The organism is Trebonia sp. (assembly GCF_049794275.1).
GTDB lineage: Bacteria > Actinomycetota > Actinomycetes > Streptosporangiales > Streptosporangiaceae > Trebonia.
The window spans coordinates 1-13,135 of record NZ_JBARCR010000722.1 but is presented as its reverse complement, the minus strand read 5'-3'; the positions used below and the strand labels follow the sequence as shown (position 1 = coordinate 13,135).

Genomic DNA, 13,135 nt, shown 5'->3' with positions numbered 1-13,135 from the left:
TCAGCAGCGCGGTGCTGAGCACCGCGCCGATGACCACCGCGGACAGCGACACCGCCACGGCGAGCGCGGCGAGGTACGCGATGCCCACGGCGCGCACCGGCACGCCGCGGGCCGCCGCCAGCTCCGGGCTCAGCGAGGTGAGCAGCAGGACCCGGGACAGCACCGCGACCACCGCGAGCGCTAGCACCCCGGACGCGATCAGCGCAGGGACCGTATCGGGGCTGATCACGAACATCGAGCCGAACAGGATCGTGAACGACGCCCCGGTCGTGGTGCTCGTCTGCGTGCCGAGGTACAGGAACAGGGCCGCCGCGCCGAGCGCGGCGCCGAGCACCACCCCGGTCGCGACGTCACGCCCGCGGCGGCGCTGCACGCCGATCAGCTCCATGATCGCCGCCCCCGCGACTCCCGCGATCAGGAACCCCCAGAACTGGTTGACGCCGATGAGGAACGCGCCGGCGCCGCCGGTAGTGGCCACGTCGGCGAGAGAGTGCCCGGCGAACGACTGGCCGCGGATAACGGTGAGCACCCCGACCACACCGGAGGTAACGGCGACGACAGTGCCGACGAGGAACGCCGTGCGCACCGCGCCGTTGCTCAGCAGCCCCGGCTCGACGATGTAGCTGAAGAAGTGGCCCACCGGCGCGTCTCTCAGGTCCTGTCCATGCCGACGACGACGCCGGTTTCCGCCGGGTGGTGCGCCTGGACCTCTTGCTGTTCGTCGCCCGCGATCACCAGCACCCGGCCGTTCACGTGCAGCACGTCCACGCGGCTGCCGTACAGGGCGCTGAGCACGTCGGACTGGATGATCTCGTCGGTGCGCCCGGCGGCCGCCCGGCCCGCGGCGACGTAGACGACGGTGTCGATCTCCCGCAGCAGCGGGTTCAGGTCATGCGCGGAGATCAGTACCGCGATCCCTTGTTCATGGGCGAGCCTGGCGAGGACGGAGACGATGCCCTGCTCGCTCCTCAGGTCAAGGTTGGCTAGCGGCTCGTCGAGCAGCAGCAGCTTCGGCCGTCCGATCAGCGCCTGCGCGATCAGCACGCGCTGCTGCTCGCCGCCGGACAGCTCGCCGATCCGCGCGTCGGCGTACCTCTCCGCGCCGACCGCCTCGAGCGCCTCGGTGATCCTTTGCCTGCGGCTCGCCGAGGGCAGCGGGAAGCCGAGCTTGTTCCCGTCGATGCCGAGCCCGACGACGTCCCTGGCGCGCAGCGGCATGTCCTGGTCGATCGCCAGCTTCTGCGGCACGTACCCGATGAGGCCTCCGCCGTGCCGCGTCTTGGGGCTGCCGTTCAGTAGCACGCGGCCCTCGGTCGGCGGGGTGAGGCCGAGGATGACGCGGAGCAGGGTGGTCTTGCCGGCGCCGTTCGGGCCGATCAGGCCGGTGAACTGGCCGGGCGCCACCGCGAACGAGACGCCGCTGAGGATCTGGCGGCCGCCGAGTCTGACGCCTATGTTCTCCAGGCGCAGCAGGTCGTTGTCTGTCACAGATGCTCCGTTGAAACCTTGGCGGTCACGGCCTTGTCCAGGGCGTTGACCTCGGCGGTCATCCAGGTCTGGTAGTCGTAGCCGGGAGTCGGCATGGTCTCGTACACGCCGACCACCGGCACGCCGTTCGCGTGCGCGAGGTCGATGAACGAGTCGGTCAGGGTGTCGGTGACCTGCTGGTTGTACAGGAACACCTTGACCTTGTGCTGGGTGAACAGGGCTTTTTCTGCGGCCACGTTCTGCGGCGAGGGGTCGGTGCCGTTCATGATGTCGGCCTGGAACGCCCAGGGCGTCATGTTGTCGGCGCCCGCGGCTTGCAGCATGTAGTCGGCTACCGGCTCGGTGGTCGCGACCGGGGTGCCGGGGTGCGCGGCCTTGAAGGCTGCGATGGCCTGGGTCCAGGCGCTCAGGCTCTGGGTGAACTTAGCGGCGTTGGCCTTGAAGTAACTTGCGTGGGCCGGCTGGATGGCGGCGAGGTCATTGGCGATGGCGGTCGCGACCTTCGGCATGGTCGTGGGGTTGTACCACAGGTGCGGGTTGGGCGTGCTGTCCGGCAGGCCGAGCAGTTGCTGCACGTCGACGATCTTGCGGCTGCTGGCCGGGACGGCCTTCTCGATGTCGCTGGCCCAGGTGTCGTAGCCGACGCCGTTCTGCACGATAAGGCTGGCGTTGCTGATTTCCCTGGCGACCGCCGGGCTTGCCTCGAACGTGTGCGGGTCGGTGTTCGGATTGCTCATGATGGCCGTGACCTGGACGTACTTGCCGCCGATCTGCTGGATCACGTTCGCGTACTCGTTCTCGGCGCCGATGGCCTGGATGCTGGCGCTGCTGCCTGTGTTGCCGGCCGCGGTGGCGGAGGAGCAGGCGGTCGCCAGCAGGGCTGTCGCCGCTGCTGCTGCAAGCCACAGCGCGGCGGTGCGGGCGACGGAGCGGGTTCGCATGCCGATGTACTCCCGGTTGACGTGGGCAGGTGCAAGTGAACATCGTTATGGTAATCGTTTTCATTAAGGCGGCGCAAGTCGTTCGGGGCGCTTGGGTACTGCTGGCCCCGGGACCGCCCGGCGCTGGCCGCCCGAGCCCTCCTGTCACCCGCGTCGCCGCGCAACGGAAATGAGGAAAAGCCCTAATACGCTTTGATGACCGTTAATGACCTGCGCTAATTGAATCAGTTGTTTTTCTATGCCCGCACACAGGATTCAGCGCAGGGACCGGGGGTATGCGACGAAATAGCAATTGGTTGCGGGCCGCGGCGGCTGGAGTGGTTTGCGGGTCGGGGAAGGTAATTTGTGGTCACTGAGTCAGCCTGTAACAGTGCGAACCTATCGCAGCGGTCGATCTACGATGAGCGATACTCGGCCGGTTTGTACGACGACCGTTCTGTCCCTGTTCTCACTGCCGAACGTGATGCTCTCAGTAATGCAATGCAGCGTGCTGTCGTCACATTCCCATTCGCTCATCGAATCAGTCTTTTCGATTTTGGCTACGGCACCGGGCGTGTCATCAATGACTGGATCGAAGGCCAGGCGCGTCAGTACCTGCGGTCAGCACACCAGGAGTTGCGTCTCGTCGCCTATGACGTATCGTCGGTTGGCCTTCGGATAGCGCAGGAGAGGTTGCGCGCGGTAGGGTACGAGCCCACGAGGCCGGTCAGATGGGAGACGGGATCCGCCCAGGGCTACATCGCCGGCGCTGTGCGGAAGCGGCAACCCGATGTCAGCGTTACGGTCGTCTTCGTTCATGGCTGCGAGAACGAGCCTCCAGACGTAATGCGCGAGTTGGCACTGGCCGCGAACGACGGAGACCACTACCTGCTCACCACTTGCCTTTACGGCAGCCTGGGGCATGTTCCCGGGGAGGACCTCAGACGGGATTACTTTCGCCAGCTCAGCGAGCTCACGTCGCCGCGGGGCGAGATCATCCTGTGCCTGTCTGCGACAGGGGATCTAGTGGAGATACAGCCTGAGTGGTCGGAGAAACTAGCGGCCGGGGATACCGGTGGATTTCCCATTGAGCGGCATGGCGATCTAGTTTATGACACGGAAATCGGCCAGCAGAACTTCTACCACGTATTCGGCACAGAGCTTAATGACTACATGAAATCGATAACCACCGCAGGTCAGCGCTGGTGGATCGAGGGAATACGGTACCCAGGCGATGAGTTCGAGTCCCTGGAAACTGAGCAAGCGAATTACCGCCTAGTACAGCAAGCAAACGAGCGCAAACGCGACCGCGTCTGGAGCGCCGACGATTACCGGGAATTCCATTCGATAGCAGCGTTCCGGAGCCCGGTAGGTCCCGCCAACGGCGGTTGACCATTCATCCGGAACATCCGCCGATCGTGGCTTCCTGGGCTAGAAAGTGGTCACCGTCACCAGGCACGCGGCCGCGAGCAAGAGGTAGGGAACCAGGTCCGACGTGACCTGTGCCAGCACACCGCTTCCCGCCGATGCGATGGCCTGGCCGGCGGCCCACGCAAGGTTACTCATGCCGAACGCCAGGCCCAAGTTGAGTCCCAGCTTTTCTGCGCCGTCACTCACCAACTTCATGGCTGGCGCGTACAGCGTGCCGAAAGCAGGCATTCCCACGATGAGAACGAGGACCAGCACACGTACCAAACCCACTGTGGGGGCTAGCAGGCATAGGACGGTTCCCGCCACGATTGACAGCCGGATTGGGCGGTCCGGACCCCAGCGATCCGCTGCCCGGCCGGCCAACCAGGAGAGCACCCCTTCAACCGCGGACGCCCCAAGGAAGGTCCCCGCGATAAGCAGGCCGGTGGCGCCGAGGTCAGCGAGGCGAAGCGGCGCCAGCACGTTCAGCACGCCGAACGCCATCCCCGCCAGTGTGATTACCCGCAAGCCGGTAGCCACATCCCCGTTGTGGAGCGCCGCCCACATCTCCCGCAGCCCTTGCGGCTGGGATCCGCGCGGACGCGGCACCAGGAACGCCGCGATCATTAGCACGACTCCGGCAACCGCAGCAGTGATGAACGCAGGCCCTGTTCCGATTTCGTCGGCCATCGCTCCCACCACCGGGCCTAGCAGGGCTCCGCCCACCGCGGCGCCGACGGCTGTGCCCAGCACAGTCCCGCGGGCGTCCTCCGGGGCCTCGGTAGTCAGCCAGGTGAGGCCAGCGGCCCAGGTACAGGCTCCGCCGAAGCCCTGGACGAAGCGGGCGGCGTCGAGGACGCCCCCGACAGAATCCCAGCCGAAGACTAGCGTCGCGAGGCTCATGAGGCTCAGGCCGGCCAGCACCACTTTCCTTGAGCCCAGCCGCGCCGTGAGCAGGCCGCCGGGAAGCGCGCCGACCAGCGTGCCGAGCGGATAGCTCGCGACCAGGATCCCGACTTCCGCCTTGGAAAGGTGGGCGACGTGCGTGTAGTAGGGCAGCAGCGGCGTGAGCGCAGAAAAGAAGATGGTGTCGACCAGGACCAGCGCGCACACGTAGACGAGAAGAGCCTGCATCGGACGCGTCGCCCGTGACCTGGCGGCGTCTGTCACCGCGCGGTACCGATCAGGTCAGCCACTCCGCTCCGCGTATCCAGCCCACACGAGCCGGCGCGGTTCTGTCCGGTCGGTCGCTAAGGCTACGTGCTCAGCCTCCTCAGCGAAAATATGCGTATTACGCGGAGCTGACAATAAAGGACGGTCATGTGTACGACGGCTATCACCTCGTCCACCTGGCTCTGTCGACGGTGCTGCGTGTGGTCACGGGCTAGGGCGATTCGCTTTTCGTCATGGACGGGCGAATCGAGGCGCTGCGCACTGTAACGGTCCGCCATCTCACTCAGGGTGTCGAATTTAGGGATGGCGACCTGCCCAGACGTGCGGAGTAGCATAGCTCTATCCTGAGGATGCAGGATCCTTTTAAGGTTGTGGGCTGGCGTTGTCTCGAGTCCCAGCTCTAGTAGCGCTGCATCCACGGATGGCATCTTACGAATCCCGGCCCACCGTTGCTTCCAGCTCTTTAGGTCCTGACGCCAAGCCTCGACGTACCGTGCGCACAAGTCAGGGGTGATATCGCTCAAGCTCTTCAGTGCTGACTGGAGCGATGCGGTGATCTCGTCTTGCATGTCGGGAGGGGCTTGCTTCACCCGGGAGAGCGCGGTTTCAAGGAAATTCCGTCGCGCTTCGAGGAACTTTCCCCAGTATTCGCTCGTCGCTTGTCCAACGTCTCGGCGAAGGTGCAGTAGAGCGTAGAGCCCTTCCGCGAGGGCGTCACCGAATTCTTGCCAGGCGGCTCGCTCCGCATTGGCGAACGGATAGTAGTACAGTTGCGTAGCGTTCAAGTACGAGTTTCCAAGCTCGCCTTTTGATGCCGCATCAAAAAAGAAGAGCCAATCCTCGTTGTAGATATCGGGGAAGAAGTCGATATCACCTTGGCAGTCCACGGCCAGGGCGGCACCGCTCACGAAAACATCCTGGGAACCGCCCGTCACGCGGTTAGCATGGCAGACAATTGAGTTGTCTGGAAAATCGGTGATCCACATGCCAGCCGCCGAGAAGGAGCGGAGCATATCGACAGTGCGCTGCAGGTCCGGATAAGAGATATCTCTTATGTCGTCATCAAGAAAGAAGACCCGCCGCCAGCCCAACATCTTGGCCAGCACCAGGCCAACGTTGCGCTTCATGCTGAGATCGGTGACGTGGCTACCGCACGCAGGAGGCAACTGGTCCTTGATGGCGAGCAATCCACGGAAGTCGAATAGCGGGTGCGCATATCCTGCTGGAAGTTGTATAACAATGGCCCCGCTGAACGACCGAGCGTCGAGGTATTCCTTCACCTCGCGGCCGTCGAGGTAATGACTGCACAGGATGACCAGCGAGCACTTCGCGGCTCGGGCCAGGGTGACGGCGTGGTCGAGATAAGCCGCGGGCCGGGTCCCCGGGACGATAATCGCGTCCAGGCCCAATGGGCCGGTCCGGGGCCTTCTCGGCACGCGCTGTCCGGTAAGCGAACGGTGCGTGCCGTACTGTCTGATGCCTGCTACGTACCGGTTCATCAGTATGACCGTCCGTCGGCTGGGCGGGCGAGGCCGACGCTGATCATGCGGCGTCCCCTGCCCACTTGTAGAGGACGACGTCACGGCCGTTGAAGTCCGGCGTCATCGTCTGATTCTTGATCACCTTGACTGTCATCAGTACCCCGAACGACTCGGCATCTCCGAAATTCTCGGAAATATATCTTTCATTACCATCGCGCAACTCTTTGTCCGTAAGGCTCCGTACGGCACCGTAGACGCCCCGGCTGTGGATGCCGCTGCATATCGTCAGCGTGCGGTTCGCGTTCAGCGGATTCGGTACTCGTACGAGCAGCCCGACGTCCTCTGCGAGCACTTTCTCGCTCTCGTCCGCCCACTTCGGCCAGAACTGACGCGCTTTGCCATCGATGTTCGCGACAAAGATCTCGCCGGATTCGAGTGGCGGGTCCTTTACTTGGCTTATCGGGAGATTGGCCATCTCGAATAGCCTTCCGGTTATCTCGTTCCAGACCACGCCACCGAGGAGAACGAGGTGCCCAGTAAGGTCGTCGGGCACCACGTCGGGAGGGGTCCTGAAGTGCACCTCTGCCATGGGATTCTCGGCCCGTATGTGGCCGAACAACTCAGTCAGGGAATCGACGTCGGCGTACGTCTGTAGTTTCGTGTAATTAGGATTTTCCGGATCTCCGAACGGGCCAATTACGCTGCTGGGAAGCTGCGCGCAAACGAAGGTCACTCGGGCGCCATCGCGGAAGAGCCAAGATCGGTTGAATGTTGACTGATCCCCAGGTGACTCGCCGCTGGCCGCACTTCTGAGCCGGAGCAGTTCTGCCTCAAGTTTCTCGCATTCCTTTTTCTCGTCCTGGGTAAGATCATTAAATGGAAGCAGCTTCGGTTGTCCCTCGACTGATCGGGGTGTCGCGAAAAACCGCGCGTAAGCCCGCAAGCGCTCCACAGGCGGGAGCTTCGGCGACTTGAGGCTCTCCCACGACGAGACCGTGACGGGGGCCAGCTTTCCCTCTTTAGCGAAGGCCGCTGCCAGCTCAGCCTGGGTCAATCCTGACTGGTGCTGCCTGAGTTGCTTGAGTCGCGAGGCAAGCTGCAGGGCTGCAGGAGGCGCGGGTTGCATGAGTATCTCACCCCCTCGTAAGCACGCCAGGCTACATGCGGCTAAGCACACCGCGATACGCCAGGAATCTGAAAATACTGTAGCACCACAATCCTTATTGTGAGACTATATAGGTGAACGTTGATTAACGGTAGAGTCTACCAAGATTTGGTAGAGAATAGTAGAGTCTCTGGCGCCGAGGCCCGGGGCTCGACAATAGAGTCTCCGGCAAGGGGGCCTGGAGCTCGAATCGTTAGCCCAGTACCTGACTGGGGGTGCGACTTGCTTAGTCCCTCGATCTCCGCCGCCGATCGGTCCAACTACCTTGACCAGTTGACGCTAATCAGGGAAGATCCGCAGGTCAAGAAGCTCGCGCGGGTGCGGGCGGGCGATCCCGACATGGCGGAAGATGCTCTGCAGGAAACGTTCTACCTCCTGGCTAAAATTAGCCAGCCACAGCGTATCGAGGATCTTAGAAAGTACTTTTGTAAAGTACTAATACGCAGCATCTATCGATTGCGCGGCCACCTGGGGGCCGTCGCCGTGGACGATGCGGGAGCCCTAGTTGACGCTTCGGGACGGGGGCTTGGCGGCGAACCGTCTCCACCACTGTTCGACGAGGTAACCCACACCAACATGGTGGCTAGAAATTGGCACGACCGCCTCGCCAAGCAGCGCGTGGGACTGACTGGCAGCGTGCCAGGCCGCTCGCCTGAACCAGGCCGGTACCGCGACGTCATCATGACCACGGCGGAGGGGATGCTGCTTGCCATCGTCACAGGAGATTTCAGAGAGGTAGACCTCAACTTGGCCTTGCGTGCCGCCTATCCCGAATGGTTCGCGGAGCGACGCGTCGCTATGGGCAATATCCACCAGCGGCTCACGCGGGCTCGCAGTGACATACGTGACTTGCTCAAGACCGTGATTAGCCTCGACGAACTTCGCTCCTGAGCCACTGTCAGGTTGGCGATCTAGCCGACTCCTTTTTGTCAGGTACAACCTTGAGGAGGGGCTCCAATGGTCGTCGACCCGTCCATCGAACGCGCAGAACCTGGATCAGGAAACGCCCGGGATAATAGGCACGCCGACCCGATCCTCCAGGCTGAGGCCAATGCGGCGCTTGAGCGCTGGCTCCAAGACCATCCTGAGATCGAGGGAGAGCTCAAGGAGACTGTCCGCGCTCACATTCACTTCCAGGAGCTGGAGGCGCGGACGCGAGAAGCCGAGCAGATGCTGCAGATCGCCGAACAGCGCTATGCCACCCTGCAGACGAGGCACGACGTAGCCGGTCACCGGATCTTCGGATGCACGATCGGCTTGGCTCTAGTCGTAGCGCTCGTCGTCTTGGACGCGGTTCCGCTCAACTGGGCGGCTCAGGCGTTCGGCCTGGACTCAGGCGGGACCTGGCTGGTTACCTGCATCCTCGTCGTCGCGTCAGTCGGCGCAATGGTTGGCTTCGAGCTCACCAGCGGGCACCCGCGCCAGCGCAGTCTGCTCGCCGCCGTCGTCGGGGTCGCCTACCTCATGCTGCTAGGGCTGCGCACCCAGTTCCTGACCACGGTGGCCGGCGAGTCCGCGCCCGTCGCGCTGCTCCAGTCCGCCATGCTGACCGCGATCTCCGCGGGGCTGGTGCTCTGCGGATCGGTAGTGCTGGCTCGAACCCGGTCGTTCACGCTGTCACACTCACTCGGGATCGTCCGGCGGGCGCGACGGGGTGCGGCCGCCGCACGGATCGCGCAGGGCCTGGCGAGCCAGAAGCTGCAGCGGCACATCGGGGCGCTCTGGCAGATGCTGCTGCCCTGGGCGCTCGGCACGGCCGCGCCGGCCGGCGTTGACCGGGCGAAGTGGGCAGTCGCCCTCAGGCAGTCAGTCCGCCAGCTGTTCCCGGTGTCGTGACTAGCGGTACTTCCCGCACCTGCCGCAGACCACAACGCCGTCGGTCGACACAGGACATCGAGACCATAATGAGCTGGCCAAAAACCCTCCGCCGATGTGAAGTTGTAGTCATGCGCGACCTCACGCCGAGCTACGTGCCTGAGACCGGCGAGGTGATCCTGGATGGTCCGCCAGCCGGCCCTGCCGGCGAGGCCGGGCTCGTTCCTGTCGCGGGCATGGAGCTGGCCTTCGACCGCGCCGATGGCCATCTGGTCCGGGCGATCGTGGACGCTACCGCCGTACCCGCCATGGAACTGGTCACAAAGTTGTTTGGCAGGCATGCCGCAGGAACTCTGCGCGACCTTGCGCGGCAAGCCGACGGTGCGCGACCGCAGGCCATGTCGCCGGCAGCCGGGCTGAGTGCGGCACTGTCGAGCTTGGCTCGCCTTGATGCCGCACGGGCTACAAGTCCGGTGCCAGCCAGTTCGCCATGGTGGGCGGCCGAGGCCGCAGTTTTGGCGGAACAGGCCGGCCTTCGCTCCCGGACGCTCGCGGAGGCAGGCCGGGCGAGTTACACACAGCGCGGCGGCCGGTCGCACAAGTTCCGCCAGTCGGGAATGGACGTGGCTGCCGAGGTTGCGAACCTGCAGAAGAGCCGCCTGCCCGGCCTGCACTGGGTCCTCGATCCTGGCCTTGCCCCGCCGGAGGTGTTCCGGCCTGGGCTAACGCCGTACTCGGACCTGCGCGTTCACCGTGACGCCGGCAGCGATGTCGTCATCGTGCAGGCAACGCTGGCACCAGGCGCTGACCGTCAGGCTGCAGGCCGCTGGCACGTTAGGCTCGTCGACCCCTCGCGCCCGTCGCAGTGGCGTGTGCTGGCTGAGGCGGAATTCAAGGTAGCTGGCTCTCGGCTGCTGGCGGAGCTCCTCCCACCCGGCGGTTCCGAGGAGACATGGATCGAGGTCGTCGACGATCCCGAGCGACCGGTTCGCAGCGCCAAGGCGCACAGAATCCAGCGGGCGCTGCGGTGGGCGGATGCCGCGCTGCGTGCGGAGCGTGCGCCCGAGGGGATCGCACCACGGTCGACCCCAGCAGACTGGGCGGCGCTCGGCAGGGTCGCCTGGGAGCGGTGTCGTCTCGACTGGGAGGCTGCCGGCGATTACGGGCGGGCCGCAGCAGTGCTGGTCTCCCGGATGCCAGTGCCGGGGGCGGTGTACCTCGCTGAAATCCTGGGGGAGTGACATCAAGACGGACGCTCGATGACGACGGTCACCCGGCGGTTGGCGCCCGAGCTGCCCGCGGCGATTAGGTCGCTGGTGCCGTGTCCGACGATGATCTGCGCGGACGCCGGTACGCCATGTGACTCGAAGAAAGAAGCAACCATAGCCGCACGGTCGTAGGACAACGTGTAGTTCGCAAGGGCCGTCCCTGGTGTCGACGCGAAGCCGTTGATCACCGCGGTAACACCCGCCTCACGCAGTTGCGGCAGGAGCGAGGTCAGCTGGGCGACCGCACTCGGGCTCAGGATTGCGCTGTCGTTGGCGAACAGCACCGGTGCTGACGAGGACTCGTGGATCCCGCCTTGACCGAGGCCGGCGGAGACCAGCGCGGCGAGTTGCGGGCCGGTCACTTCAGGACCGACCACCGCGGCCTGTGCCGCGCCAGCCGCCAGCAGGTTCACCTGAGCTGCGCTGGCCGCCGCCGCGCTCGGCAGTGACCTGGTAATCACGAAGACCGTGTCTCCTGCCAGCTCGCCCGCGGGCGGCCGAGTGGCCAGGTCGTCTGTATAGAGCAGGACCACACGCCGGCTGCCGAAAATGTTGCCGTGTTCCTCCGCAAGACCGGCCAGGGCACTGGCGGCGGTCGCGCTCTCGGCGGCCAAGCTGGCCGTCGGACCAGGGGGGTCAGCCAGCTGGCTGATCTTGGCCGGGAGGCTGAGGCCACGCAGCCACGTCGCTAGTGAGTCGCGCACCTGAGTGGCCTCGGCATTTCTGCCCATGGTGACCTCCCCGCGCCAGTGCTTGAGCCGGTTGGCGTACTGCGCCGCTTGGTAGGAGGTCTGGTCTCCGCGCGGGTCAGTCGGCTTCCCCGGCACCACCACCGTGGTCGGTGCCGGAGACGCGGAGCTGAGGACGATCTTCGCCGGCGCCCCCGCCTGCAGCACGGTGAGCTCTTCGCTGGAGCGGGCCGTGGCGTTCACCAGAGTGGAGATGGCAGGCCCGGAAGCCGCGCTACCCAGCACCGCGATCAGTGCCGAGGGCGGCACGTCCTGGGTAATCGAAACCGATGGTCCGGCCGCGGGGGCTGTCGCAGTGCCCGGCGCGCCCAGCAGGCCGCAGCCGGCCAGGGCGAAGGCCAGGCCAGCGGTGCCGACGCGCTGGATGATCTTCCGCACTTCTTTCGTCCTCCCCGTCTGATCCCCGATCCAGGGGTGCAGGACGTCCACCCCCGTTAAAAGTCAAGAGGACTGGCAACGGCGTGCCCTGACACTTATGTCAGTCGGCCCGGCCCGGTCCCTCTTCTCTAGTGAGGCTGTGAGGAAGGAGCAGAAGCGCCGTGCTTCCTGGTCACATGCGAACGTCGGCACAGGTCATAGGCGAGTTGCTTACCGGGCACCCGGAGGCAGTTAGCCTGCAAGCCGAAGCCAGCCATTGCCGGGCTCTGGCACGCAGTTCCGCGGCGTGCGCCAGCCAGGCGTTCGATGCCGCGCAGGCAGCCCGTCTCGGCTACGAGGAACTACGGCACCGGCTTGATCCCCGTCGCGTTCGCACCATCGGCCTCGCCGCGGGACTGCTCACCCTGACCCTCGTGGGCGTGGGGCTGACACTGCTCGACGCCATCGAGCTGAGCGTGGTGCTTGGCCCGGTCAGGGCGGTATTGCCCGCGCTCGCGGCAGCAGGGGTGTGGCTCGCCGGTTCCTGGGTTGCCGCGCTGGCCACCCGGGAGCGCCGACGGGGCGTGTGCGTCACGGCTGGCATCGGGGGCGTCCTGCTCGGGCTGCTACTAGCCGCGCTGCGCGGCTTCAGTCATCAGAACGTCCTGTTCGGCACTCTGGTCAGCGTGCTCATTCTCGGCCTGGCAAGCGCCGCCGCCGTGCTTATGGCCCGGATGGAGTCCTCGTCGCTGTTCGCGGCCCGGTGGCGCTGGCAACGGACCCGGGCCGCCCATCGGGCCGCAGTCCGGATCGAGCAGGGCGATCTCGAAGCGGCGACGGTGGCTACCGAATCCTGGCTTGGTCTGGTGCGGACCCGGGCGAGCGTGCTCGCCGGTGAAGAGCGGCTCGTCCAGGAAACCGTGGCCCTAGCCATCGAATTGCTGGAAAGCGGCCAATCGCATGCCTCCCTCCGCAGGAGGTTGCCAGGCTAGCGACCCGCGCCGTCGGCGTAGCATGACTCGGTGGACATCACCCAGCTGATCCTTGACGATCATCACGAGCAGCGTCGGCTGTTCGCGATCATCGAGCAGATCGACCGGTCTGACACCGAGCCACTGTCCGCGGTCTGGGGACGGCTGGCAGCCTTCCTCGAGGTGCACGCGGCGGCGGAGGAGGCGATCTTCTACCCCGAGCTGCTGAAAGTCGGCATCGCCGCGCGGCGGAAGGCGGGGGTGGAAGGCGAGACCCTGGACGCCATTCACGACCACAACGAGATCAGGGACGCGGTCGCGGAAGCCGCGCGGCACTC

At 65.1% G+C, this 13,135-nt stretch carries 13 protein-coding genes; 6 read left to right on the top strand and 7 right to left on the bottom strand.

The annotated features are described in order from the left end of the window. From WA805_RS19175 to WA805_RS19165, 3 genes are all read right to left on the bottom strand, one after another. On the bottom strand, positions 1 to 640 hold a 640-nt coding region (locus tag WA805_RS19175; protein ID WP_425243016.1), incomplete at its 3' end, for a metal ABC transporter permease. A gap of 11 nt (positions 641 to 651) precedes the next feature. Then, positions 652 to 1,488, bottom strand: a complete 837-nt coding sequence (locus tag WA805_RS19170) for a metal ABC transporter ATP-binding protein (protein ID WP_422285548.1) — start codon at positions 1,486 to 1,488, stop codon at positions 652 to 654. Further along, positions 1,485 to 2,429, bottom strand: coding sequence for a metal ABC transporter solute-binding protein, Zn/Mn family (locus WA805_RS19165; protein ID WP_422338766.1), 945 nt, complete (start codon positions 2,427 to 2,429; stop codon positions 1,485 to 1,487). The genes WA805_RS19170 and WA805_RS19165 overlap by 4 nt, the downstream gene beginning before the upstream one ends. Positions 2,430 to 2,849: 420 nt before the next feature. Here WA805_RS19165 and WA805_RS19160 point away from each other — a divergent pair, with 420 nt between their 5' ends. Beyond that, positions 2,850 to 3,800 (top strand): hypothetical protein, encoded by a 951-nt coding sequence (locus WA805_RS19160; protein ID WP_425243015.1) that lies wholly within the window; start codon positions 2,850 to 2,852, stop codon positions 3,798 to 3,800. A 39-nt stretch (positions 3,801 to 3,839) separates the two neighbouring features. Here WA805_RS19160 and WA805_RS19155 read toward each other — a convergent pair whose 3' ends face one another. From WA805_RS19155 to WA805_RS19145, 3 genes are all read right to left on the bottom strand, one after another. Next, positions 3,840 to 4,931 carry an MFS transporter gene (locus WA805_RS19155; protein ID WP_425243014.1) on the bottom strand — a complete coding sequence of 364 codons (1,092 nt, stop codon included), beginning with the start codon at positions 4,929 to 4,931 and terminating at the stop codon, positions 3,840 to 3,842. A gap of 143 nt (positions 4,932 to 5,074) precedes the next feature. After that, a complete protein-coding gene (locus WA805_RS19150; RefSeq protein WP_422281378.1) occupies positions 5,075 to 6,490 on the bottom strand; it encodes a hypothetical protein in 1,416 nt (471 codons plus the stop codon). Between the two features lie 43 nt (positions 6,491 to 6,533). After that, a complete protein-coding gene (locus tag WA805_RS19145; RefSeq protein WP_422281380.1) occupies positions 6,534 to 7,526 on the bottom strand; it encodes a hypothetical protein in 993 nt (330 codons plus the stop codon). A gap of 384 nt (positions 7,527 to 7,910) precedes the next feature. On the opposite strand from WA805_RS19145, the gene WA805_RS19140 reads away from it, so the two are divergent. From WA805_RS19140 to WA805_RS19130, 3 genes are all read left to right on the top strand, one after another. Further along, positions 7,911 to 8,528, top strand: coding sequence for a hypothetical protein (locus WA805_RS19140; protein WP_422281382.1), 618 nt, complete (start codon positions 7,911 to 7,913; stop codon positions 8,526 to 8,528). 66 nt (positions 8,529 to 8,594) lie between these two features. Beyond that, positions 8,595 to 9,473, top strand: a complete 879-nt coding sequence (locus WA805_RS19135) for a hypothetical protein (RefSeq protein ID WP_422290817.1) — start codon at positions 8,595 to 8,597, stop codon at positions 9,471 to 9,473. Between the two features lie 110 nt (positions 9,474 to 9,583). Then, complete coding sequence (locus WA805_RS19130) at positions 9,584 to 10,693, top strand: hypothetical protein (RefSeq protein WP_422290818.1); 1,110 nt, start codon at positions 9,584 to 9,586, stop codon at positions 10,691 to 10,693. Between the two features lie 2 nt (positions 10,694 to 10,695). Here WA805_RS19130 and WA805_RS19125 read toward each other — a convergent pair whose 3' ends face one another. After that, positions 10,696 to 11,847, bottom strand: coding sequence for an OmpA family protein (locus WA805_RS19125; protein ID WP_424563590.1), 1,152 nt, complete (start codon positions 11,845 to 11,847; stop codon positions 10,696 to 10,698). Positions 11,848 to 12,023: 176 nt separating this feature from the next. On the opposite strand from WA805_RS19125, the gene WA805_RS19120 reads away from it, so the two are divergent. Beyond that, entirely contained in the window at positions 12,024 to 12,818 is a 795-nt protein-coding gene (locus tag WA805_RS19120; RefSeq protein ID WP_422290821.1) for a hypothetical protein, read from the top strand. Between the two features lie 30 nt (positions 12,819 to 12,848). Continuing rightward, positions 12,849 to 13,135, top strand: a 287-nt coding sequence (locus tag WA805_RS19115; protein WP_425243013.1) for a hemerythrin domain-containing protein, incomplete at its 3' end; no start/stop codon positions are given.